At 37.2% G+C, this 22,394-nt stretch carries 25 protein-coding genes; 14 read left to right on the top strand and 11 right to left on the bottom strand.

Annotated features, from left to right (window positions below; genetic code table 11):
* Positions 1–18: 18 nt before the first annotated feature.
* Positions 19–444: a hypothetical protein gene (locus tag EDC24_RS12460; protein WP_124223120.1), complete on the bottom strand. Its 426-nt coding sequence runs from the start codon at positions 442–444 to the stop codon at positions 19–21.
* A gap of 180 nt (positions 445–624) precedes the next feature.
* On the opposite strand from EDC24_RS12460, the gene EDC24_RS12455 reads away from it, so the two are divergent.
* The 3 genes from EDC24_RS12455 to EDC24_RS12445 all read left to right on the top strand — a co-directional run bounded on the left by EDC24_RS12455 (position 625) and on the right by EDC24_RS12445 (position 3,352).
* On the top strand, positions 625–1,599 hold the full coding sequence (locus EDC24_RS12455; RefSeq protein ID WP_124223118.1) for an ABC transporter ATP-binding protein: 975 nt from the start codon (positions 625–627) through the stop codon (positions 1,597–1,599).
* On the top strand, positions 1,574–2,350 hold the full coding sequence (locus EDC24_RS12450; protein WP_124223116.1) for an ABC transporter permease: 777 nt from the start codon (positions 1,574–1,576) through the stop codon (positions 2,348–2,350). The genes EDC24_RS12455 and EDC24_RS12450 overlap by 26 nt, the downstream gene beginning before the upstream one ends.
* Positions 2,351–2,419: 69 nt before the next feature.
* Positions 2,420–3,352: a DMT family transporter gene (locus EDC24_RS12445; protein WP_124223115.1), complete on the top strand. Its 933-nt coding sequence runs from the start codon at positions 2,420–2,422 to the stop codon at positions 3,350–3,352.
* A 38-nt stretch (positions 3,353–3,390) separates the two neighbouring features.
* Here EDC24_RS12445 and mreBH read toward each other — a convergent pair whose 3' ends face one another.
* Together mreBH and EDC24_RS12435 are read right to left on the bottom strand one after the other, a co-directional pair.
* Positions 3,391–4,398 carry a rod-share determining protein MreBH gene (mreBH, locus tag EDC24_RS12440; RefSeq protein ID WP_124223113.1) on the bottom strand — a complete coding sequence of 336 codons (1,008 nt, stop codon included), beginning with the start codon at positions 4,396–4,398 and terminating at the stop codon, positions 3,391–3,393.
* 128 nt (positions 4,399–4,526) lie between these two features.
* The gene (locus tag EDC24_RS12435) at positions 4,527–4,658 is read right to left on the bottom strand and encodes a YflJ family protein (protein ID WP_124223111.1); all 132 of its coding nucleotides are present in this window, start codon (positions 4,656–4,658) and stop codon (positions 4,527–4,529) included.
* Between the two features lie 167 nt (positions 4,659–4,825).
* On the opposite strand from EDC24_RS12435, the gene EDC24_RS12430 reads away from it, so the two are divergent.
* On the top strand, positions 4,826–5,551 hold the full coding sequence (locus EDC24_RS12430; RefSeq protein WP_124223109.1) for a YkgJ family cysteine cluster protein: 726 nt from the start codon (positions 4,826–4,828) through the stop codon (positions 5,549–5,551).
* Positions 5,552–5,700: 149 nt separating this feature from the next.
* On the opposite strand, the gene EDC24_RS12425 is transcribed toward EDC24_RS12430, so the two are convergent.
* Entirely contained in the window at positions 5,701–7,458 is a 1,758-nt protein-coding gene (locus tag EDC24_RS12425) for an aromatic amino acid hydroxylase (protein WP_245998165.1), read from the bottom strand.
* 204 nt (positions 7,459–7,662) lie between these two features.
* On the bottom strand, positions 7,663–8,523 hold the full coding sequence (locus EDC24_RS12420; RefSeq protein WP_170158580.1) for an HAD family hydrolase: 861 nt from the start codon (positions 8,521–8,523) through the stop codon (positions 7,663–7,665).
* Positions 8,524–8,631: 108 nt separating this feature from the next.
* Between EDC24_RS12420 and EDC24_RS12415 the strand changes: the two genes are divergently transcribed.
* Positions 8,632–9,360 (top strand): lysophospholipid acyltransferase family protein, encoded by a 729-nt coding sequence (locus tag EDC24_RS12415; RefSeq protein ID WP_124223104.1) that lies wholly within the window; start codon positions 8,632–8,634, stop codon positions 9,358–9,360.
* A 1-nt stretch (position 9,361) separates the two neighbouring features.
* Positions 9,362–10,030 (top strand): SOS response-associated peptidase, encoded by a 669-nt coding sequence (locus tag EDC24_RS12410; protein WP_124223102.1) that lies wholly within the window; start codon positions 9,362–9,364, stop codon positions 10,028–10,030.
* Between the two features lie 44 nt (positions 10,031–10,074).
* On the opposite strand, the gene EDC24_RS12405 is transcribed toward EDC24_RS12410, so the two are convergent.
* Together EDC24_RS12405 and EDC24_RS12400 are read right to left on the bottom strand one after the other, a co-directional pair.
* Positions 10,075–10,533, bottom strand: a complete 459-nt coding sequence (locus tag EDC24_RS12405; RefSeq protein WP_124223100.1) for a hypothetical protein — start codon at positions 10,531–10,533, stop codon at positions 10,075–10,077.
* Positions 10,534–10,545: 12 nt separating this feature from the next.
* Positions 10,546–11,535, bottom strand: coding sequence for a DUF3231 family protein (locus EDC24_RS12400; RefSeq protein WP_170158579.1), 990 nt, complete (start codon positions 11,533–11,535; stop codon positions 10,546–10,548).
* Between the two features lie 178 nt (positions 11,536–11,713).
* Between EDC24_RS12400 and EDC24_RS12395 the strand changes: the two genes are divergently transcribed.
* Genes EDC24_RS12395 through EDC24_RS12385 form a run of 3 tightly spaced genes read left to right on the top strand, consistent with a single transcriptional unit; the run spans position 11,714 to position 13,337 of the window.
* The gene (locus EDC24_RS12395) at positions 11,714–12,190 is read left to right on the top strand and encodes a low molecular weight protein-tyrosine-phosphatase (RefSeq protein ID WP_342769373.1); all 477 of its coding nucleotides are present in this window, start codon (positions 11,714–11,716) and stop codon (positions 12,188–12,190) included.
* Positions 12,191–12,218: 28 nt separating this feature from the next.
* On the top strand, positions 12,219–12,494 hold the full coding sequence (locus tag EDC24_RS12390; RefSeq protein ID WP_124223094.1) for a hypothetical protein: 276 nt from the start codon (positions 12,219–12,221) through the stop codon (positions 12,492–12,494).
* Between the two features lie 12 nt (positions 12,495–12,506).
* Positions 12,507–13,337, top strand: coding sequence for a YihY/virulence factor BrkB family protein (locus EDC24_RS12385; RefSeq protein WP_342769372.1), 831 nt, complete (start codon positions 12,507–12,509; stop codon positions 13,335–13,337).
* 13 nt (positions 13,338–13,350) lie between these two features.
* On the opposite strand, the gene EDC24_RS12380 is transcribed toward EDC24_RS12385, so the two are convergent.
* On the bottom strand, positions 13,351–14,517 hold the full coding sequence (locus tag EDC24_RS12380) for an MFS transporter (RefSeq protein WP_124223092.1): 1,167 nt from the start codon (positions 14,515–14,517) through the stop codon (positions 13,351–13,353).
* Between the two features lie 97 nt (positions 14,518–14,614).
* Here EDC24_RS12380 and EDC24_RS12375 point away from each other — a divergent pair, with 97 nt between their 5' ends.
* The 4 genes from EDC24_RS12375 (at position 14,615) to EDC24_RS12360 (ending at position 18,371) form a co-directional block, all read left to right on the top strand.
* On the top strand, positions 14,615–15,001 hold the full coding sequence (locus tag EDC24_RS12375) for an OsmC family protein (protein WP_124223090.1): 387 nt from the start codon (positions 14,615–14,617) through the stop codon (positions 14,999–15,001).
* Positions 15,002–15,126: 125 nt separating this feature from the next.
* Positions 15,127–16,440 carry a Na+/H+ antiporter family protein gene (locus tag EDC24_RS12370; RefSeq protein WP_124223088.1) on the top strand — a complete coding sequence of 438 codons (1,314 nt, stop codon included), beginning with the start codon at positions 15,127–15,129 and terminating at the stop codon, positions 16,438–16,440.
* A gap of 79 nt (positions 16,441–16,519) precedes the next feature.
* Complete coding sequence (gene pdaA, locus EDC24_RS12365; protein WP_124223086.1) at positions 16,520–17,302, top strand: delta-lactam-biosynthetic de-N-acetylase; 783 nt, start codon at positions 16,520–16,522, stop codon at positions 17,300–17,302.
* A gap of 196 nt (positions 17,303–17,498) precedes the next feature.
* Positions 17,499–18,371 (top strand): DNA-3-methyladenine glycosylase family protein, encoded by an 873-nt coding sequence (locus tag EDC24_RS12360; protein WP_124223084.1) that lies wholly within the window; start codon positions 17,499–17,501, stop codon positions 18,369–18,371.
* A gap of 117 nt (positions 18,372–18,488) precedes the next feature.
* Here EDC24_RS12360 and EDC24_RS12355 read toward each other — a convergent pair whose 3' ends face one another.
* The 3 genes from EDC24_RS12355 to EDC24_RS12345 are packed head-to-tail and all read right to left on the bottom strand — an operon-like array spanning position 18,489 to position 20,600.
* The gene (locus EDC24_RS12355) at positions 18,489–19,700 is read right to left on the bottom strand and encodes a hypothetical protein (protein WP_124223082.1); all 1,212 of its coding nucleotides are present in this window, start codon (positions 19,698–19,700) and stop codon (positions 18,489–18,491) included.
* 1 nt (position 19,701) lies between these two features.
* Positions 19,702–20,193 carry a PulJ/GspJ family protein gene (locus tag EDC24_RS12350; protein WP_124223080.1) on the bottom strand — a complete coding sequence of 164 codons (492 nt, stop codon included), beginning with the start codon at positions 20,191–20,193 and terminating at the stop codon, positions 19,702–19,704.
* On the bottom strand, positions 20,190–20,600 hold the full coding sequence (locus EDC24_RS12345; protein ID WP_170158578.1) for a type IV pilus modification PilV family protein: 411 nt from the start codon (positions 20,598–20,600) through the stop codon (positions 20,190–20,192). The genes EDC24_RS12350 and EDC24_RS12345 overlap by 4 nt, the downstream gene beginning before the upstream one ends.
* 123 nt (positions 20,601–20,723) lie before the next feature.
* On the opposite strand from EDC24_RS12345, the gene EDC24_RS12340 reads away from it, so the two are divergent.
* Positions 20,724–22,382, top strand: a complete 1,659-nt coding sequence (locus tag EDC24_RS12340; protein ID WP_124223076.1) for a GspE/PulE family protein — start codon at positions 20,724–20,726, stop codon at positions 22,380–22,382.
* The last annotated feature ends 12 nt before the right edge of the window (positions 22,383–22,394 follow it).

Below are 22,394 nucleotides of genomic sequence, written 5' to 3'. Positions count from 1 at the left end.
TACTTTTGGTGGATTCTATTATTCTAATATGTCATTCCTAATTTCAATACTTAGGTTTGCAAAGTCTTTTTCCTCATCGAGGTTTGATTCATTAAAATACTCCATAAAAATATTAGCGATTTCATTTCTTATTTCCTTTGGTTGTTCATGAATTTGTTCTTGAGTAACCAAAACTTCAATTTCATCTATTCTTATCTTACGAATAAATACTGATTTATCTTCTGGTATAGAGTCTTGAAGTGCTTTCATGTTATGTAAGGTGGTCAGAATCCTCGCCTCAATAACCTCTGGAGGGTCATCGCTCCGTAAATAGTCAAATCCAATATTGTTGCCCATTTCGATCATCGCATATTCAATTTGACTTAGTTCAACCTTATCTTCATTACTACAAGCAACTAACGAAATAAGTAATATTAAACATACAGTCATAACGCCTTTTTTCAAATTAATCCCCCTATTAGCCAAACATCTTCTCCCTTATATTAACAAAATTAAACAGTAATTTTCATCCTTATTACAGCATCCTCCTACCACAGTCTGAGACAAAAACACTCCCTAGACTGTTATATTTTTCTGAAAATTAGTGCTACAATGACATTAAATGACAGTGAGGGAGGTTATTTTTTGGAAAAAATCATCCAAGTAAAAGATTTAAGCAAAACGTATAAAAAGAAAAAAACGAAGGAAATTGTTAAAGCAGTAGATAGTGTCTCATTTGATGTTTATCGAGGTGAGATCCTTGGTTTGCTGGGTCCAAATGGAGCTGGTAAAACAACGACAATCAAATCCATTTGTGGTCTACTAGTGCCAAACGGGGGATCTGTTCATATAAATGGGTATGATTCGAACAAGCAACGATTGAAAGCCTTAAATTACATAAGTGCCGTTTTAGAAGGAAACCGGAACATTTACTGGCGCTTAACGGTACGTGAGAATTTAGAGTATTTTGCGGGGAACCGTGGCGTCAACCGACGTCATATTCAAGATAAAATTGATGAGCTGTTAGCGTTTTTTGATTTAAAGAAAAAAGAGACGGAGCTTGTCAGTAGCTTATCCCGAGGGATGCAGCAGAAACTCGCGATAGCTGTGGCATTACTTGCCGACACAGACGTACTCTTACTGGATGAGCCGACATTGGGACTGGATGTTGAGACGAGTTATGAAGTGCGAGATTTACTAAAAAAAATCGTAGAGCAACAAGGTAAAACAATTATTATTAGTTCACATGATATGCCGGTAGTTCAGGATGTTTGTGATCGAACCGTCATTATTAATGGTGGAAAAGTTGTTGCAGATGAAAAGGTGGAAGATTTGATTAAACTTTTCGATACAAGAGCTTACAGTTTTACGATTGAAGGACAATTATCCGAAAAGCAAACGAGATTAATCCAAAATCACTTTCCGATTTTCGACGTTCAGGACAATCAGGTTCAAATTACGGTTGAAAAAGAAAACGATCTATATACGATGATGGATATTTTAAAAAGTGATCAAACGAAAATAGAAAAAATTGATCGAACGACAGTCGACTTCGAACAAGTATTTATGCAACTCATTCAAAAGGAGGGTCAAGATGATCCAGCTGTGGCATCTCATTAATGCAAATTTAAGAAAAGAATATATAGAGTTAAAACGTTATTACCCTAACACGATTACAATGATCGTTCAGTTTTATTTTATATTTCTAGCCATGCTGCTTGGGATTCACGTCGTCGGAGACCCTCAACAAATCGATACTAACGTTCAATACGTCATTGTTAACTATGTTATATGGTTTTTTATGCTAACGATTATGCAAGACTTAGGATATGTTATTTTATTCGAAGCTCAGCGTGGAACATTAGAGCAATTATTCATGTCACCGCTAGGTATGTGGCGAATTTTATTAGCTCGAATTATTGCAAATCTAGTGATCTATGGAGTAATCGTTTCTGTATTGCTCGTCTTATCGATGGCAACAGCCGGTGAGTGGCTCGTCTTTCGAATAGACGTTGTACTTCCAATTTTTCTTATCTCGATACTCGGGATGCTCGGAATTGGCTTTATGTTGGCGGGGCTTGCGATTATATTTAAACAAATCCAGTCTGTCTTAAATGTTCTACAATTTATATTAATGGGCTTAGCTTTTGTACCTTTATCTGTGGCGCCTTACTTAATTTTCGCTCCTTTGGTAAAAGGTATTGATATGGTGAGACATGTCATGATCCACGGATATACCTGGCTTGATTTCTCATTTTGGGACTACAGTGCCTTAATTTTAAATTCAGCATTTTACCTAGTTCTAGGCGTGGTTATATACCTTAAATCAGAAAAAGTAGCAATGGAGAAAGGTTTGCTAAGTCAATATTAATCCACTACAATTAACGGTGCAGTTCTTTTTAAAGGACTGCACTATTTTTATATAAAAGGATGTCGATGAATGTTTCGATCATACATATTTTTAATCATCACCGTCATGATTTTCTCAGGCAACCTAATCGTCGGAAAAGCGATTAATGACCTTCCACCCGTTACGATTGCGTTTGTCAGAACATTGATCGCTTTCCTCGTTATTCTACCTTTTGGTTACAAACAATTACGTCAATCTTACGATGTATTAAAAGATAATATAAAACCTTTAATCGCCATTGCATTAACAGGCATTACAACCTTTAACGTCTTAGTCTATTTATCTCTTAATTTTACGACTTCGACAAATGCTGGAATTGTAGAAGCGTCAACCCCAGCATACGCTATGATTTTAGGGTATTTTATTTTAAAAGAAAAACTAAAACCAAGACATATTATTGGAACGGTCATTTCATTTATCGGCGCCTTATGGGTTCTGACTCAAGGCTCTATTGAACGTCTCTTGCAATTAGAGTTCAACATTGGTGATATTACGATGGTCATCGCCATGATTGTCTGGGCATGTTACACATTAATTGTAAAGCAACACAATCACAAGTTCCCAATCTTTGGTGGCACCTTAGCCATGATTGGTCTTGGCGTCATCATTCTTATTCCAACGGTCATAGTTGAGTGGATGATTCTAGGCTTCCCAACTGAAATAACGAATTCAGCAAACTGGTTGGGCCTACTGTATCTGGGGATTTTCCCGTCATTTATAGCGTTTGTGTTGTGGAATCAGGCGGTATCCGACTTAGGCCCTTCTTTATCAAGCGTATTTTTGAACATATTACCGTTTTTCACAACAATCGGTGCGGTCATTTTCTTAAATGAACAAGTTTTTTCCGCACAAATTATAGGTGGGGTACTCGTTATTTTAGGTGTCATTATGGTGAATGTGAATTTAAAAGAGATCTTTAGGAAAAAGGAACTAACTAATGTAGATGAGGAAAAAGTTAGTTAAAAAGAAAAGGCTGATCTGGCGACAGATCAGCCTTTTTATTATTTAGCTGCTTTTTGTAATTTATGAATTAAGTGTAATGACTTACCTGTTCCGATTGCCACACATTCAAGTGGGTTTTCGGCTACGTGAACAGGAACATCAATTTCAGATGATAACCATTCTTTCATCCCTCTTAATAATGCGCCACCGCCTGTTAGCATAATACCGTGGTCAACAATGTCACCACTTAGCTCGGGTGGGCAGTTTTCAAGCGTTGTACGAACGGCTTCAAGGATTGATTCTAATGGTTCGCGTAATGCTTCTTGGATCTCTTTAGAGTTTAAATTAATCGTTTTTGGTAAACCTGTTACAAGGTCACGACCGCGAATTTCCATTTCTTCAGTATCATGATCAATGAGTGCATGGCCAATTTCCATTTTAATATTTTCAGCTGTACGTTCACCGATTAATACGTTGTAATGTTTACGGACGTGCTGAATGATTGCAATATCCATGTGGTCTCCGCCTGTACGGATGGAATTAGCTGATACGACGCCACCAAATGAAATAATAGCTACTTCACTAGTACCGCCACCGATATCAACAACAACGTTTGATACAGGCTCGTCTACTGGTAGACCAGCACCTACGGCAGCTGCAACCGGTTCTTCAATAATATGAACTTGTTTTGCGCCATAGTCTTTAATGGCATTGTCAATCGCACGGCGTTCAACAGAAGTTGATCCTGTTGGTGCACAAACAATGACATTTGGTTTACGCATAGACATTCCTAAGCGTTTGCTTACTTTCTTTAACATTACATTAAGCATTTGAGACGTTACTTCATAGTCGGCAATTACGCCATCCCTCAACGGACGGATAGATGTAATATTAGCTGGTGTTTTACCGATCATTTCTTTCGCTTCATTACCAACTGCTAACACTTTATGTGTAGTTGTATCAATGGCTACAACAGACGGTTCGTTGTAGACAACCCCTTTATTTTTGCTATATATTAAAAGGTTTGCTGTACCTAAGTCGATTCCAATCTCTGCATTCGAAAACATAAGATGCCTCCATCTCAATTATTATGGTCAAAGTGTGTATTTCTATTCTAACACGGAAAAATGTCGAATGGCGTTAAGAAATTTTAACAAAAAAATTACAGAGGATTAATCCTCTGTAATAATGTTGGTTAATTTTTCTTTGATTCTAATAAGTTAGCTAGTGTAGAGGCGTCATATGATTCGATTTTACGCCCTTCATGATAACTAACACCAATTTTTTTAAGTTCAGATACGAACCAACCTTTAGATCCGATATACATCTATAACACCTCTTTCTCAAGTGAATCTTCAATCTTATGCAGATGTCATTGTAACATTTAAAATAGAATGTGGGAAGTAAAAATATAATTTAACCGCACAACGATTAGCATACCCAACAAAAAGTAGTATATGTTAACATGGTTATGAATGAAAGAGGTTTTTATATATGGAAAATCGTGCACTTGAAGAAGTTAAACATAAATTAAATAAATTAGATTCTTATCCTTATAATGATGAGACATTTTATGATGTTGCAGAAGAGCAGTTAGATCAGCGGGGCACATCATTAAACCGTATGGTAGAAATTTATCAACATTTACAACAAGAAGTTTCTCAGAAGATGAGTGAAATGAACCAACATATGGGTATGACCCCTAATTGTCAGCTAGGTTGTGCGTTTTGTTGTTATTTTCCTATAGTTGTCTCAAGGTTAGAAGCGAATATGATTATCGCATCTATTGAGGTCATGCCAACGGAACGACGAGAATCTATTAAGGACCACCTGAGATCTTACTACAAAAATTATGAATCGCTAATTGATGAAGCAACATCTTTAAATTTTGAAGAAGATATTAAGTTTGAATATATGAAAAAACAGCTGCCATGTCCATTACTAAACCCAGAAACCAATGCGTGTATGGCCTATGAGGCTAGACCTTTACCATGCAGAACATACGTAAACTATATGGACCCGCAAATTTGTGCGGACAACTATGTACCTGAAGAGACCGTCAGCTTTGAATTTATATATGAAGATTACATGAGCGCTCTTAATGCTGCTGCGCAAGTGATGGACGAAGAAGAATCTCCAAGATTTCTAGACTATCCATCAGATTTATATCGCTATGATTATTTGCCGGTGTTTTTGAAAGAGTGGATCGAGAGACGTTAAATAGAGAAATATTTATTGTAAAAGAGACAGGTATTAAATATTATAATTTACTAAAAGTCCGTACTATGATTGATGAAGTATTCTAAATCATAGCACGGACTTTTTAGTTTATATTTTATTATAGTTTGCGCAAATGAGTTCTAAAAAAACTAATCAGAAATTAACGAAGCACTTTTAGCGACTTTGCGGCCACGTTCAATGAGTGTATGCCATTCTTCATTTAGACTCTGCACTCGGTTAAGCTCAGTGTTCAATTCTTTTAATAAGTCAGTCGCCATTTGTTGATCTAATAAAATTTCCAAGATTTCGATTCTAAGTAGCCAGTCATTTGGTGATACGTCATTTAGTTCACTAGCGACTCGCCTTAACACAGCTTCTGAGTTTTTAATGCGACCTTCACGTACATCACGTACATCTTGATAAAGTTGTTCAATTGGGCTTAATTCTTCTAATATTTTTTCTGGCTCTTTGTCTTCTTTTACTGTTGGGTGATACGCTTCACCATCAGCTGCACCAGCAAAAACTGAAACAATCTCAGCTCCTACAGCCATATCGAAAACACCCCACTCAGGTTCAAATAGAATGTCATCACCTTGAATGACACGACATTGGTCAAAAGTAATTAATACGACTTTACCATTCTTTCTAACAATATCTTTAATTAAGCCTTTAACTTCAAGACCACTTTCAAAGACAAGTGATGTGAGTTTTTCTATCAATATGCCTTGACTAACTAACTCTTCGTCGGTTAGATCTTCCAATGGCTTAATCATACCCTTTAGTTTGCCTACAGGTGAACTAAAACCATCTGCATGGTGATCTGTACCATGTCCCGCTAGTTCTGTATCATTAACCGCTAGGTTCGTCTCTCCATTTGTCTTAATATATGTTAAGTTTCCATCTTCATCAGTTCGTCGTGTGGAGAAAACGCCTGTTACTTGAAGACCCGAACTAAATACTGCTGTAGCCGTATTTTCGGATTGGATGGCTTTGTCTAAACTCTCAGTTCCTCCTTTCATAAATGCCATTTCTTGTGCGAATTCTTTTAGCCCATCTATTAATTGATCAAAACTCTCACAAACAAATAATTGAGGTTGTGGCTTAGTAATATCAAATGATGTTTCGACCATTTCCTGAACATCATACGGACGCTTTTCCACGTCTGGACTTAGAATATTACCTCCCTCTGCAACTGAAGATAATAGACCTGCACCGTAGATTCGTGGCTGATTCACTGTGCCAATTAACCCAAATTCAACAGTCCACCAGTATAAACGGCCAATTTTCTCAGCCTCAGATACCCCTTTAATCGCTTGTTCCTTTTCTTCTAAATTTTCTTCTGCTTTTTTAATTTCTTCCTGTGTTGCATCGCCTTTTTCTAATAAATTGGAGTAATGACGAACGGCATCGAAATGATCATGTTCTTCTTTTGTCGCAATAGCTTTTTTGCCGATTTCACCAAATAATTTGACGTATTCAGAGTACTTTTTATCACACAGAATTGGCGCGTGCCCAGCTGCTTCATGAATAATATCTGGTGCTGGGGTGTATTGTATGTTTTCAAGCTTACGTATTTCTGTGGCAATAGGTAAAACACCATTTCCCTGGAACTCAAAAAACGCGACACCTGGAATAAAGCCATCTATTGTTGCAGCTCCCCAACCAAATGGTGCCAATGCTTTGTTCATATCATCAACGTTCGGAATTTTTTCAATTGTAATTCCTGATTTTCTTAAACCATCTGTATATGCTTCATGAGCCAAGTTTTTGAGTGTATGGTGATTCTGCCTCATTACATAACGCCATACAGCATGATTGATTGGTGTATAAGCTCCATAATGTTGCTCTGCCGTGTATTGTCTTAAATGTTTTGGGACCTTTTGATTTTCTTGAATTGCAATTGTCATTTAATCTCCCACCTTTTCGCTGAAACGCTTAAACGCTTTTTAGCATTAAAGTATTGTTAACTAATTTACACGCTAAATGAATATTTGTCAATAGAGTTATTTAAACTTTTATATATGTACAAGGTATAATGATTTGTAAAATTAAAGGATAAAGCTCATGTAAAGACAATAAAAAAGCTCCAGCGCTCTTGGCGCCAAAGCTTTCTAAGATTGTGCTAGCGTCGTCGTTAACACAAATCGATCATCATCAACCGGTTTTTCAGCAGCATCTGATAACCAAACGGCTTTCATCCCTAATTGCAAGGCAGGTGCTACTTCATTCATAAAGTTATCACCTACAGATACCGCATTCTCTGGATTAGTATTATACTTTTGAAGGAGATAATTAAAATGTTTCTTCGTTCCAACGGGCTTCATGGCTGAAGGAAGTAACTCCTCAAAATAATCTTCAATTTCTAAGAATTTAAGCAAACGTTTAGCATCTTCTTCATCACTATTCGTACATACAATTAAATGCTTACCTTGCTTTAACTCTTGTAAATATTCCTTTAAACCTGGCGTTTGTGATAAATAACCATCTAGTTGTGCCATTTGTTCTTTCGTGCGATTATACGATTGTTGAATGACATCAATTGGAATGCCGAAATGTCTTGCGATGGCATATGGTGGCCACCAACCATCACCGATCGGTACCCAATTTTTAAAATCAAATTCACTTACAGCAAGATGAGTCGGAGCATTAGGCACATTCACGACCTCATTATTCCAATCCCTTGCCTCAGTTAAGGCTTCAGTAAATGGGTCCCAACTCCAAACGATATCGCGTTCACCGTCATAAATTTTACCGATTTGAACAGGGTGATCGCCATTCATAATGGCATTATAAATTTCCTGAAATTCAGCTTGCTTTTCAGGTGATAGTTTAGATTTAAGGTTCTCAACATGTAGTTTAAAATGCTCTGTTCCTTCATACAATGTTCCATCAAGGTCAAAAATCACAACATCAGCTTCGTTCAAATACTCTTTATACATGCCCTTAATCCCTTCCTTTTTGTTCTTTCTCATCATTTTAACACAACATTTGAGCTACCGTTTCATGTTCCGGAAAATATCTACTAATCTCGACATTTTTTAGGTAAAATAATAACTAGATTGATAAGGGAGAGAATAATATTGCGTACGGTTTGGAGTTTGATTTATGGTGTGATTTATGTGCTTTACACAGGTGTTGTTTTGAGGAAGGTTAGGAAAATTAATCGAGATGATATGACACGTAAAGAATATAATGAAAAGGTGCATCAACTGCCTAAACGTTTTGGTCGTCGTTTCTTTAAGCAATCTGGTTCAAAGATGATTGTTAAAGGTGAAAAGAACATACCAGAAGCACCGTATTTAATCGTTGGGAACCACCAGGCAAATTATGATATTTTTGCCTACTTAGGCTATTTTAAGGAGCCATTTGGTTTTATTTCAAAAATTGAAGTAAGTCGTATTTGGATTGTTAAGCCGTGGATGGAACAAATGGATTGTTTGTTTCTTGACCGCCAAAATCGACGAGAATCGGTTAAAACGTTTAAAAAAGGTATAGAATTATTAAAGGATGGTCATCCACTTGCCATTTTCCCAGAAGGCACAAGGTCAATGGGACATGAAATGCTGCCATTTAAAAGTGGAAGCTTTACGTTAGCTAAAAAAGCCAAAGTCCCCGTGTTACCCGTCATGATTGATGGCACGCATAGAATAATGGAAGATAATAAAAATTTGATCAAAAAAGCAACGGTGTATATGACGATTTGTGAGCCTATCTCAATAGAACAGGTTCAAGAGATGAGTTTAGATGAGTTAGCTGAGGAGACACAAAGTCGAATTCAGAAGGCTTTAGATGAAACGGAGGAATCTTAACATGTGTGGTAGATTTACGTTTGTCGCTAATCCTGAAGAGGTGATGGAGGAATATCAATTGGACGAGCCATTTGAATTTCCGGTTCGTTATAATATCGCGCCTACTCAGCAAGTGTTAGCTATCGTTAATGATGGTGATCATAATCGAGCTGGGTTGATGAATTGGGGGCTTGTTCCATCATGGTCAAAGGATCGTTCAATAGGCAGCAAAATGATTAATGCTAGGTTAGAGACGGCTGATCAAAAGCCAAGTTATAAAAGGTTAATGTCTAGGCGCAGATGTCTAATTGTAGCTGATAGCTTTTATGAGTGGAAGAAAGGTGAAGACGGGAAGAAACAACCGTACAGAATTTCACTTAAAGACCGTCATCTTTTTGCTTTTGCGGGTTTATGGGACAGGTGGTCACAAGGCGATGATGAACTTGTGACGTGCACGATTTTAACAAAAGATGCGAATGATTTTATGTCAAATCTTCATCATCGTATGCCCGTTATCCTGCCGAAGTCTGAAGAACAGAATTGGTTAGATTTTGACGTGAAAGATCCGACTGAAATGAAGGAGTTTCTCTTTGAGATGCCTCATGAAGAACTAACAGCTTATGAAGTAGACCAACGTGTCAACAATCCTAAAAATGATGATGAGAGTTGTGTCCAATCCATCGTTGAATAAAGTAAAAGAGGGCTTCCTTATGTAAGTGTTAGGAAAACCCTCTTTTATCTCTCGTAATAAATAAGTAATTTACGAATGAATAATCCTACAGCTAAGCCAGGTATTAGGAACAGAATGGGTAGCCAAACTGGTCCTATAATAAACCCTAATACTTCGGTCCGATATGAATACATTAACCCAACTGTAACGAAGAACGCCGAAAAGACAAACGGAAGAAATTCATAAGGCTTTTCTTCTCCTTCAGCATATTTGTATGCATCCCAAATACCGAAGAAATATATACATGGATAAAACATAAGCCATTGGTAATCCACTACTTGTATGGCTTTATCAATTTCACCCAAAAAGCTGTACATAATCGCCATATTAAATTTACTAAAGACATTAATCACAACTTCTAAAATGATTAATGTAATCCCTTTTATGAGTTGGTGGTTTAGCAGTTGCCCGAAACCAGGAAAGGCAATGCTCCAAAATAGAACTTCAAGTTTTTTGTTTCTCATGTTCCCGCCTCTTTAGCTATGAAATAAATTTTTTCGATCCGGTGCTTGTGGAGGTTCTTCCAACCATCCATGTTTAACCATAATGTCAGCTCCGTCTTTTGCGTATAAACCAATTTCAGCGGATAGCCTTTGGTATGTTAAAGTTAAGTCGTATCTCAAGCTGGCTGTAGATGCTGTCGAGTAATTACCTTGGCCTGCAGCACTGAGTACCGACATGAAATGCATCATTAACTTATCTGAAAAAACACGATTTGTTGAATTCGTGACATAACTATTAGGACCCATTGGGGCGTCGATAAATGAGTCTTCCATTGTTTTACCAAAAAGTCGTACGTGTTTTTGAGATATCTTCACCCCTCTTTTCATGTACTTTTTGACTTCTTCGTTATCCGTTGTTTGGGCAAAAGCCATTGAAATCATAACCCCTACCGTATTCGTTTTTATATTCTCGAATAAATGAGTTAATTCGATGGTATTTAAAGGACGATTGCTAAACATGCTCATATATTTTTTAGACTCAACAAATTCTACATCTGGCTGAACTGTTAAGGAGGGAGGCCTGATTAAAAGTCCTTTCTGTAAAGCAAGATCCATACATTTATTAAACAGTTGTATGGAATTGTTCAAGGTACCGGTAAAATACTCACGGATATCCCTTCTGACACTCGTCATTAAAGATGTTCCGTGAGCAAGTAAACCAGCTTTCAATGTTTGCTCTAAAAATTGAATCATAAAAGGGTCTTCAAATAGTTTTTCTGCATCTAAATTGACGTCACTATCTTTAAATGCATTAGGCACCGGTATCCCTTCATGTTGGAAGATGGTTCTTATGTTTTGTTCAATGCTTATAGATAAAGCTAAAGCCTCGTTTAATAAATTGAGAGTGTCTTCGTCTTCAACTGTATGTGTAAAATATCTCAAGATCTGAACATACAATGAGTTTTGAACATGCTGAGTCCACATTGTTCCAATCTCATTGGTGGTTAGACTAATTTTCTCCATTTTTATACTCCTTAACTCAGCAATAGTTAACGTTATTTTTACCTTAGCTGTATAAATTATTAGGGATTTTCTTGAAAAGGTAAATTTTACAATTAGTAGTTCTTTTAATCTGAACAGATATTGTTTATGATATTGTTTGAAGGGAAAATGAATATTAAACATAAATAATTGAATGTAGGTGATCAGCTTGGTTAAAGTGTTATTTGTTTGTCTAGGGAACATTTGTCGTTCTCCTATGGCAGAGGCTGCTTTTAGTCATTTAATAACTGATAAAAAATTAGATGATCAATTTGTCATTGATTCGGCAGGTGTTTCGAATTATCACGTAGGAGAGCCGCCACATGAGGGTACTCTTAAAAAGTTAAAAGAGCACCATATTAATGCAAATGGTCTAACTGCAAGACAGTTTGAAACCACAGATTTTGAGCACTTTGATTATATTATTGCGATGGATGATGATAATATAGAGACATTAAACAAATTAATGGAAAATCAAGAAGTGGTTGTTAAAAAATTATTAGAATATCTTCCAGATGAGGCTGCAGATAATGTGCCAGATCCATTTTTTACAGGTGACTTTGATGAAACATATGATTTAGTTAGTCGAGCTTGTAAAAATTTATTAGATGATATAAGAGTTAATCATGATATTTAATTAAAACCAGATAAGGGAGGGCTTATTGTTGAAATTAAAATCTTGGCAAACTAGTGTGCTTATTGGGGCTTTGACAGGCTTTGTCGTATCGATGTTTAATCGTGATGAGCGCGAAAGTTTTAAAAAAGGTTCTAAAAAGACGTATCATCAAATAAAACATATTTATACACACCCATCAGAGTCAGTAAGACAACTTCGTCTTAAATTGAATCAAGTAAGTGATGGCACAGAAAAATTGTTAGAACAGATTGACCAAGTGGAACGATTAATCGATAAGGTGGACCAAGGCCAGAAGAAACAGTAGGTGAGAGGGACTGTGATTTTTACAAAAGAGTTTTGGAAAGAGCTCTATCGTCATTTTAATGAAGATGACGTTGTTGGAATGTCAGCACAGTTATCATATTTTTTCTTATTATCGTTATTTCCATTTTTAATTTTCTTGTTAACGTTAATCGGTTTTTTACCATTAGACCGCGATAGTGTATTTAACATCATTCACCGTTATGTACCAGGTCAGTCGATGAATTTAATAACTGAAAATGTGTCGAACTTAATGGATCAGCGGAATGGTGGACTACTATCGTTCGGTATTATTTTAACGATTTGGTCAGCATCAAATGGAATTAATGCCTTGATGCGAGTGTTTAACCGAGCGTATGAAACCGATGAAAATCGGCCTTTTATCGTGACAAGGTTAATTTCAATTGCGATGACAATTGCGATGATTTTAGTGATTGCAATTGCATTATCATTACCAGTATTTGGCCAACAAATAGGGAGCTTTATTTTTTCATTACTAGGATACTCTGATAATTTTATAGCATTTTGGGAGATGTTTAGATGGGTCTTATCGTTTGGTGTGATTATTTTAGTTTTGACCATTCTTTATATGTTAGCTCCCAATAAGAAAGTTACTCTTAAACATGCCTTTCCCGGTGCGCTTATTGCAACGATTGGTTGGCAGTTGACATCATTAGGTTTTTCATTTTATGTTGAGAACTTAGGGAATTTTTCTTACACGTATGGAAGTCTCGGAAGTATTATTGTTTTGATGATTTGGTTCTTTCTTTCAGGCATGATGCTTGTCCTTGGTGGTGAAATTAACGCCGTTCTTGAACGGCATAAAGGAAAACTATTTAGAACGTAGAAAACACGCGGTCCTAAGCCGCGTGTTTATTTTGGTTTTTATGAGTAATTGTTAAGATTAGTATTATCAATAAGAAAAAGATGATCACATTGAAGAATGAGAACCCTGGTAATAAGTCAATGAATACGCCACTAATTGCTGGACCTGAAATACTTCCAACGCCAAACGCGACACCGCACATAATATTACCAGCAGGTAGTAGACTTTTCGGGAGTAGGTCGGTCATGTAAGACATGCCAAGTGAAAATAAAGAGCCGACTAGTAGACCTGCCAATGAAAATACCGCGAAGAGTCCGACAATGGAATCCTCAACAAACACAGCTAGGATAAATGTTAAAATTCCACCGGTTAGAACTATTGATATTACGCTTTGTCTGCCGATTTTGTCACTTAAGATCCCTAGAGGAATTTGTGAGATAATACTAGCAGCTGCGAAGCAAGGAATGACCAACGAGATCATCGATACATCATGGCCGATTCTCATTGCATAGACCGGAAAATTACCATGTAGGGATGCTTCTAGGAAGCCGTAAGCGAATGGACCTAAAAAAGCCACCCATGCGTATTTAACTGTTCCAGCAAAACGACCAATGGACCTTGTACTCGTTACCTCAATTCCGTCATCTTGTACTGGAAATTCGTTACGTATGAAAAACATGAGTGTCCAAACAATAAAGCACAATGTACCACTAATGATAAACGGTAGTGTAGGGTTATACTCAATGAGCCCAGTCATAAGAGGCCCTAGTGCGAACCCTAGGGCAAACATTAAGCCATAAATGGCAATGTTTCTACCGCGATGTTTTTCTTCGGTAGTTGTTGTAATCCACGTTTGCGTACCGAAATGTAGAATATTATCTCCAATACCAATCATCATACGGAGCACGAACCAGAACCAAAGCGATTCCCAAATGTTAAAGAAAAATAACGAGACAAATACAAGTGCGCCTCCGAATAAAATGACTGGTTTATATCCAAACTTTTGAAGAGGTTTTTCTAAAAACGGGGAAATAATTAAGATTCCTATGTATAAAGCTGTTGCATGTATGCCATTTACAGAAGATGAGATCCCGTTTTGTTCTAGTAAAACAGCGATAACTGGTAAGAGCATCCCCTGTGATAGACCAGAAATACCAACGATTGTAACTAATATAATGAAGCGGAATCGTGTATTAACCATATTCAGCTCCCCCTTTTCAAGCAAGTCAATCACATTGTAACCTATCACCATGTTAGAATAAAAGAAATGTTAAATATCGATTGAGGAGTGACAAACAATGAAATTTCAAGTAACACAAGACGAGATTCAAACAGAAGTAGGCTATGGGACATTAAACATATCTCCAAATGAAGAAGAAGGCTACCGCCCGTTTCAACTAATGGTAGCTTCGCTTGCTGGGTGCAGTGCTTCAGTGTACCGAAAGATTTTAAATAAACAAAAAGTAGAATTTGAAGAAATGACAATCGATGCTGAAGTTGAGCGAACAGGTGATGATGTAAATAAAATTGAAAAAGTCACGTTGAACTTCAAAGTGAAGGGGCAAAACTTAAACCAAAAGAAACTTGAGAAAGGTTTACAAATCGCTAGCAAAAACTGCTCAATGGTTCAATCAGTTATTGGATCGATTGAAGTCGTAGAAAATGTAGAAATCATAGGAGCATAAATTGAAAGACAACCCCATAAAAATTTTAAATATGGGGTTGATTTTTTAATCACTCACCTTTATCATGATAAAGTGTTAACGTGATAACATAATAAAAAAGTTAGAATATATAAGGGGAGAGAGTTATGGCGTCTGCAGTTATAGTATCTGTATTAATTTTAACGATTTTAAGTTTACTTAAAATTAACGTATTAGTGGCTATTATTGTGTCAGCTTTTTCGGCTGGGTTAATTGCTCAGGAGAGTCTTTCTAATATTGTTAAATTTTTTGTAGAAAGTATGGGTGGTAGTTCTGAAACTGCCATTAGTTACATTTTGCTAGGTGGATTTGCCGCAGCAATAAGCATGACAGGAATCACAAAAGGAATTGTACAATTTCTAAGAAAGATCGTAAGAGGAAAACGAGGAATTATGCTTTTGGCAATTGCTGCCATTGCATCATTATCTCAAAATGCGGTACCAGTTCACATTGCCTTTATTCCAATTTTAATTCCACCGTTAATCGCATTGTTTGATAAGATGCAGATCGATAGACGTGCGATTGCGGCGTCTTTAACGTTTGGACTCAAAGCACCTTACGTGATGTTACCTTTAGGCTTCGGATTATTATTTCATGAAATCATACAAGAGAATTTAAGAGAAGAAGGAATTTACCTTTCTGTTTGGGAAACGGCATCAGCTATGCTTATTCCTGGGCTAGGTATGGTAGTAGGGCTACTCATTGCGATTTTTATTACGTATCGTAAAAATAGAGATTACGGTCAGGTACAACCTGAGGGTCAGCCATCTGAATTTGCTCAAGTAGATGACACACCGTTTAAATTTGAATTAAAACATGTAATGACATTAATCGCTATTGTTGCTGCATTAATTGTACAGATTTTAACTGGACAAATGATCTTAGGTGCCTTAACAGGGTTATTGTTAATGTTCTTACTCGTTGCTGTCCCTTACAAACAGATGGAAGGAATCATGTCTAGTGGTATTGCGATGATGGGTATGATCGCCTTTATTATGTTAGCTGCTTCCGGCTACGCAGGCGTATTGAAGGAAACAGGATCAGTTGAGGCATTAGTTAATGTTTCGTCTGACCTAATGGGAGATCAAAAACCATTAATTGCTTTAGTTTTATTAGCGGTTGGTTTAATTGTAACGATTGGAATCGGAACGTCTTTCGGAACAATTCCAATTTTAGCAGCTTTATTTATACCGATTGCTACACAAGCAGGGTTCTCACCACTTGCGATTGCAGCTTTAATCGGTACAGCAGGCGCATTAGGTGATGCCGGAAGTCCTGCTTCGGATAGCACATTAGGGCCGACAGCAGGTTTGAATGTCGATGGTAAACACAATCACATCTGGGATACGGTTGTTCCAACATTTATTCACTTTAACATTCCGTTATTGATCTTTGGTTGGGCAGCATCCTTGATTCTTTAAAACTCCGCACTCTGCGGAGTTTTTTGTATGATTTCCTTTTTTCTACAAAAAATAAGTTGGAAAAGAGGAGGCTATGCAATTGAATAAGATTTTATATATATTAGCTGGTATGTTGATGTGTTTATCGTTTACAAGTTCAATCGAAGCTACTACGGATCAAGCGTACGGATACGGCTATAAGAAAAAGTATAATGAACAACCACCTGACCTGGGGTTTTATGCACCATTAATTGAGAAGTACAATGGATTTTATATGGGTGACTCTGATGAAAAGAAGGTGTATTTAACGTTTGATAACGGTTATGAAGAAGGCTATACATCAACTGTTTTAGATGTTTTAAAAGAAAAGCAAGTACCTGCAACATTCTTTTTGACAGGTCATTATGTAGATGACGAAGCCGAATTAGTTAAACGAATGGTGGATGAGGGACATATTATTGGGAACCACTCTAATAAGCACTTAGATTATACGAAAGCTTCGGAGTCACAAATGAAAAAAGACTTAGAAGATCTTGATAATAAAATTAAAAAGTTCACGAATCAAGATTATGTGCAATTTTTCAGGCCAGCCGAAGGAAGGTTTAACGAAAAGTCATTAAAGGTGACGGATGAACTAGGGTATGTCAATGTTTTTTGGACAGTGGCCATAGTGGATTGGCATAGTGATCGCAGGCAAGGCTGGCAAAAAGTATTAGATAACACCATCGAACAAGTTCATCCCGGTGCGATTATATTGTTGCATACGGTTTCTGAAGATAACGCAGACATGATCACACATTTAATTGACGAATTGCGTAAAAGAGGGTACGAATTTGGATCATTAGAGGACTTGTTGTGGGAGAAACTTTTGCCATTGTATTAGTGAGGGACTTTTTTGCAATTCTCTTGTATAGGTGGAGTTTACTCTCGAACAAGAAGAGTTTACTCCCGAAAACGTGAGCAATACTCTCGGATAGGAAGAATTTTTCTCGCCGAGTTGGCGAGTTTTCTTTTTGCCAATTCATCACAACTAGTTGTAAACTGTAAATAGTTGTTCTTTGAAAAGGGGAAGTGAGTTTATGTGGAAAGAATATTATCATGCTTCAGGCATGTATGATTTTGATTATTCATTAAGACGATTAGATATGGACCCGCTCATTCGCACGAATTTTAAAGAGCGTTGGGTAGATGTGCCCGTCCGTTTAGATGATAACGATAAAGTGGTTGTCCGTGTGAATTCTGAGGGTACAACTGAAAAACCTGTGTTTACAGTGATGTCAGATCATGATGAGGATCAGGACATTATTTTTGAGAACATCCGTAATATTTTTCAGTGGGATAAGGATTTGAATGATGTTCATCAATTTTTCCAGGGTACGGAATTAGCGATGTTATTCCATCGATATCAGGGAACACCAATTGTTCGGGACTTTGATTTATATGGTTCCTTAATGAAAGCTATCATTCATCAACAGCTAAACATGAAGTTCGCATATACATTATCAACACGATTTGTCCAAAAATACGGTGAAGAAGTTGATGGATCATGGTTTTATCCAACGCCAGAGAAAGTAGCTGAGTTGGAATATGATGACTTAAGAGAAATGCAATTTAGTCAGCGTAAAGCAGAGTATGTTATTGATACCTCAAGAAAAATTGCAAACGGTGAGCTTGACCTTAAACAGATTGCCAAACAGCCGAATGAAGAGGTGTTGAAAACCTTAGGAAAAGTTCGCGGCATTGGGCCATGGACGGTTCAAAACTGGCTATTATTCGCACTAGGCCGAGACGATTTGTTTCCAGCAGCTGATATAGGCATTCAAAATGCGCTTAAGAAAATGTGGAACTTAGACGAAAAGCCTGCGAAAAAAGATATCGAGAAAAAAGCTGAAGGCTGGTCACCATATAGAAGTTACGCAGCACTTACGTTGTGGAGAAGTATAGAAGATTAGAAAGTTAGACCTTTTGATGACATCCGACATCAGAAGGTCTTTTACTTTTTGGGTTAATTTACTAGAAATTTTTTTGAAATACTAGAAAACCGGAAGCCATGCCGCGTCCGGTTTTCTTTAATATTCACTGTCTCCAATACTAACATCAAGACCGGAGTCACCTGTAGAACTCAGTGGTGGTGCGTCTTCGCATTCAGGGAACTGTGGCGCTTCACTAAGATCATGAATCAAGTCTCCATCAGGATTGACTGTGACTGGTTCATCGTCATATGGAGTTTCCAGGCTAAAGTCTCCCGAGACATAAAAGTTGCCACCTAAGTTATTCTCAAATCCCTCTTTATCATGTGAAGTCTTAATCGTTAGATCTCCACCAACATACAAATCACTGTTTTTAAGGTCAAGTCCATCTTTAAAAATGGCGTCTTGCCCGATGTAGGCTGTATTATTTTCGTACCTAACCAATTGGTCCGATACGACGTGACCACGAACTTTAAAGTCGCCTCTATACTCAATGCCTTGATCAAATTTCGCATTTCCACAAACTAAAAATTCACTTTCAGGATTGTTATAACTTGTCAATTGAGAACCAATATAAGCGTTTTCGTAAATGGTGACCTTTGATTGATTATTAATATCCACTCCAGTAAAAACTCCGGTACCCTTGACTAATAATGACCCTTTGTTTTCAGTAGTGATTTGACTAGTAGAGTAAAAATCGCCTGTTTCAAGATTGCAATTTTTAAAGTCTGCTCCACCTTCGACATAGTAAGTATCATTTGAATCTTCAGGACAGTTTTTATGATCCCACTCCTGATTACCTTCATAGTGTTGGTCAGGTGATTCAGGTGGCGAAGGAAATTCCTCATCATCCCACTCATCTACAGGAGGAATGCCACTTGATACCCCAAATTGAACAGTAATCGTTTCAGAAAAGTTGTCATCATGACCGGTGATTGACAATTTTAGTGGATCTTGAGGTTCAATAGATTCACCCTCTTCTAAATCCAACTCAAAATAACGACCTGAATGATTTTCATCGATTGTGACGTTATTAATTTGCCTTTTTAAGTATTCCGTCAAATTGTTTAAGTAGTCGGCATCAAGCTCAAAACCATTTTCATCAACATACATTGCCATCTCCTGCTCGACGAATTCAACCCCCATCTCTGCAATATGCGTTGCACGGTCATGGTGTTCGGCAATATCTGTTTGCTTCGCGTTCGATAAAATACTATCAAGCATGACGGTTGAAAAAAGCATGATTAAAGCGATTGTAAGTAAAACCACAACCAGCGCGGCACCATTTTCATTTGTTCGCAACTTTTTCATTTTAATCACTACTTTCTGAAGTTAATCGGGAAATTGTCGTGGACAGCTCGATTTGACCGAATCGATGTTCCGAATCTGTTACGACAATGTGCACATCATACTTTTTTTTGTTTGATATGAGGGCGCGTTCACCGATTTCAACCTTTGTATCAGAGATTAGCTCCTGATCTGCGGTTCGAATCGTCTCTCCAATATACAAATCATAATTTTCAGCGATCCCATTAAATGTGTAATGACTCTCATCATCAATAATTAAGTCATAGCTAGATGCACTTCCCCGAAAAATCGTATATTCTCTCGAGTCTTTATGTGTATCAGTTAGCTGTAATAAAAATCGGTTTATTTCAGATTGAACTTGTGAAGTAGTTTCTGTTTCTTTGTAGTGGTTGATGGCAGATGTTGTGACTGAAAAAACGAGTGTACCAATGACAAACGTTAAAACGATGGTGGCAAGGACTTCAATTAGCGTAATTGCATTTTCATTATGTCTCATGAATCCACCTCAATATAACCATATGTTTTAGTTAAAACTTTTCCAGTATCGTTAATGATCAAAATAGTTGCTTGAATTAAATTAGGGTCGGTCGGTGTGAATTCAAGTTTTAAAAAATATGAAGGCTTTGAATGAAATGAACCATCTGGGTTGACTGAAGGTATTGAAGGGTGTCCGGTTATATTAAACTGAGTAAATTCCCCGTGATATTCTTCACCGAGCTCCCTAACATCTTCTAGCGCAATTCGGGCTAAATGATTAATGACGAGCTCTTTTTCATTTTGATTTTGCATTAGAGCTGATTGGGTAAAAACAGAGAAAAAACCAGTTAATACAATCGCTAAAATAACGATTGAACCTAATATTTCAATCAGAGATATGCCGTTTTGATTTTTCAAATAATTCATTTGCAACATTCCTCGATTTTTGTATCTTTAAATAGTATAATAGTCTTAAAGTATGAATATAATATAAACTTATCATATTTTTATGGATTTTGTATGCCTTTTTAGGTTGAAAGGAAGATTATTTTGGCCAATAAAGTCAAATTAAGGCTGGGTGAGATCTTAGTTCAACAAGGGCTTATCACAAAAGAACAGTTAAACAAAGCCCTAGATGAAAAAAAGCCTGGTCAAAAACTTGGAGATAAGTTAATTGAGTCTGGCGACCTAACTGAAATGCAACTGATGGAAGTGTTGCAGCAGCAATTAGGTATTCCACACGTACGTCTACATAATTACAACCTTGACTCAAGCATTCTAAGCCTTGTTTCAAAGGATTATGCGAGGGAGAACCTCGTGCTGCCGCTTAGAAAAGAGAATAACAAACTCGTTGTCGCTGTGGCGGACCCTTTAGATTATTTTGTATTTAACGATTTACGCCTTTCAACCGGGTTTGTCATCGATCCTGTGATGGCAACAAAAGATGAAATCAGACAAAATATTTTAAGACACTATGAGCAAGAGGATTTCTCAGAGCAATTTGACTCACCATCAACAACTGAGACAACAGAAGAGTTAACGATTGAAGAAGAATCATCGCCTGTCGTCAAACTGCTTAACCAAATGATTCAACAAGCTGTCGTAGAAAAAGCCAGCGACATCCACCTAGACCCTCAAGAACATCAATTATTAATTCGTCTAAGAATTGACGGTGCTTTACGTACTGAACATACTCTATCAAGAAACATTCAATCTTCTATAATTACTAGAATTAAGATTATGGCCAGTTTGAATATTACAGAACAAAAAATTCCACAAGATGGACGTATTAAACGAAAAGTTGAAGGAAGAGACATTGACATGCGTGTCAGCACACTTCCAACTATTTTTGGTGAAAAAGTCGTAATTCGCGTGTTGGACATTGATTCAGTTTCTAATGAATTGAGTGAATTAGGGTTTGAAAAAGAGCATTTAAATAATTTTATTAATATGATTGAAAAGCCACATGGCATTGTACTGCTAACAGGACCTACCGGTTCAGGTAAGACGTCGACTATGTATGGTGCTTTGACAAGATTGAACCAAGAAGAGTCTAATATTTTAACGATTGAAGACCCAGTAGAATACCAACTGAATGGTATTAATCAAATTCAGGTGAATCCGAAAGTTGACTTAACGTTTGCCACGGGCCTTCGCTCTATGTTGAGACAAGACCCCGACATTATTATGGTCGGTGAGATTCGAGATGAAGATACGGCTAATATGGCAGTTCGTGCTTCGATTACGGGCCACCTAGTACTGAGCACGCTACACACGAATGATTCAGTAGGGTCGATTGACCGACTTATTAACATAGGTGTTGAGCGCTTTTTAGTCGGAACGTCCTTAAATGGTGTTGTGGCTCAGAGGCTTGTTAGAACGATTTGTCGCGATTGCGTGACAGAAGATTCGCTGACTGAGAGAGAGAAGGAAATCTTCAATAAGTATTCTATATCAATAGAGCGTATCAAACGTGGCAAAGGTTGTCCGACATGTAATGGGACAGGTTATAAAGGCAGAACGGCAATCCATGAAGTTTTAGCGATTGATGATGACATTCGCTCTGCGATTTTAAACAATCAAACGTCTGTCGATATTGAAAAAATAGCAAGAGCAAAAGGCTTTACGTATTTATTCGAAGATGGGTTAAGAAAAGTTGAAAAAGGCCTGACAACAACAGAAGAGGTTTTACGAGTAGCAGCTGAGTAGAGCTACTTTAGG

Origin of the sequence: Aquisalibacillus elongatus, from assembly GCF_003843875.1 — a bacterium.
Lineage (GTDB): Bacteria > Bacillota > Bacilli > Bacillales > Alkalibacillaceae > Aquisalibacillus > Aquisalibacillus elongatus.
The sequence above is the reverse complement of the archived record's forward strand: the minus strand, read 5'-3'. Positions and strand labels throughout refer to the sequence as shown.

Coding starts and splice junctions, on each gene's coding strand:
- EDC24_RS12450 (WP_124223116.1), top strand. CDS start 1,574: ATGATCCAGCTGTGGCATCTCATTAATGCAAATTTAAGAAAAGAATAT.
- EDC24_RS12445 (WP_124223115.1), top strand. CDS start 2,420: ATGTTTCGATCATACATATTTTTAATCATCACCGTCATGATTTTCTCA.
- mreBH (WP_124223113.1), bottom strand. CDS start 4,398: ATGTTTTCGAATGCAGAGATTGGAATCGACTTAGGTACAGCAAACCTT.
- EDC24_RS12435 (WP_124223111.1), bottom strand. CDS start 4,658: ATGTATATCGGATCTAAAGGTTGGTTCGTATCTGAACTTAAAAAAATT.
- EDC24_RS12430 (WP_124223109.1), top strand. CDS start 4,826: ATGGAAAATCGTGCACTTGAAGAAGTTAAACATAAATTAAATAAATTA.
- EDC24_RS12425 (WP_245998165.1), bottom strand. CDS start 7,458: ATGACAATTGCAATTCAAGAAAATCAAAAGGTCCCAAAACATTTAAGA.
- EDC24_RS12420 (WP_170158580.1), bottom strand. CDS start 8,523: ATGAGAAAGAACAAAAAGGAAGGGATTAAGGGCATGTATAAAGAGTAT.
- EDC24_RS12410 (WP_124223102.1), top strand. CDS start 9,362: ATGTGTGGTAGATTTACGTTTGTCGCTAATCCTGAAGAGGTGATGGAG.
- EDC24_RS12405 (WP_124223100.1), bottom strand. CDS start 10,533: ATGAGAAACAAAAAACTTGAAGTTCTATTTTGGAGCATTGCCTTTCCT.
- EDC24_RS12400 (WP_170158579.1), bottom strand. CDS start 11,535: ATGGAGAAAATTAGTCTAACCACCAATGAGATTGGAACAATGTGGACT.
- EDC24_RS12380 (WP_124223092.1), bottom strand. CDS start 14,517: ATGGTTAATACACGATTCCGCTTCATTATATTAGTTACAATCGTTGGT.
- EDC24_RS12375 (WP_124223090.1), top strand. CDS start 14,615: ATGAAATTTCAAGTAACACAAGACGAGATTCAAACAGAAGTAGGCTAT.
- EDC24_RS12370 (WP_124223088.1), top strand. CDS start 15,127: ATGGCGTCTGCAGTTATAGTATCTGTATTAATTTTAACGATTTTAAGT.
- EDC24_RS12360 (WP_124223084.1), top strand. CDS start 17,499: ATGTGGAAAGAATATTATCATGCTTCAGGCATGTATGATTTTGATTAT.
- EDC24_RS12355 (WP_124223082.1), bottom strand. CDS start 19,700: ATGAAAAAGTTGCGAACAAATGAAAATGGTGCCGCGCTGGTTGTGGTT.
- EDC24_RS12350 (WP_124223080.1), bottom strand. CDS start 20,193: ATGAGACATAATGAAAATGCAATTACGCTAATTGAAGTCCTTGCCACC.
- EDC24_RS12345 (WP_170158578.1), bottom strand. CDS start 20,600: ATGAATTATTTGAAAAATCAAAACGGCATATCTCTGATTGAAATATTA.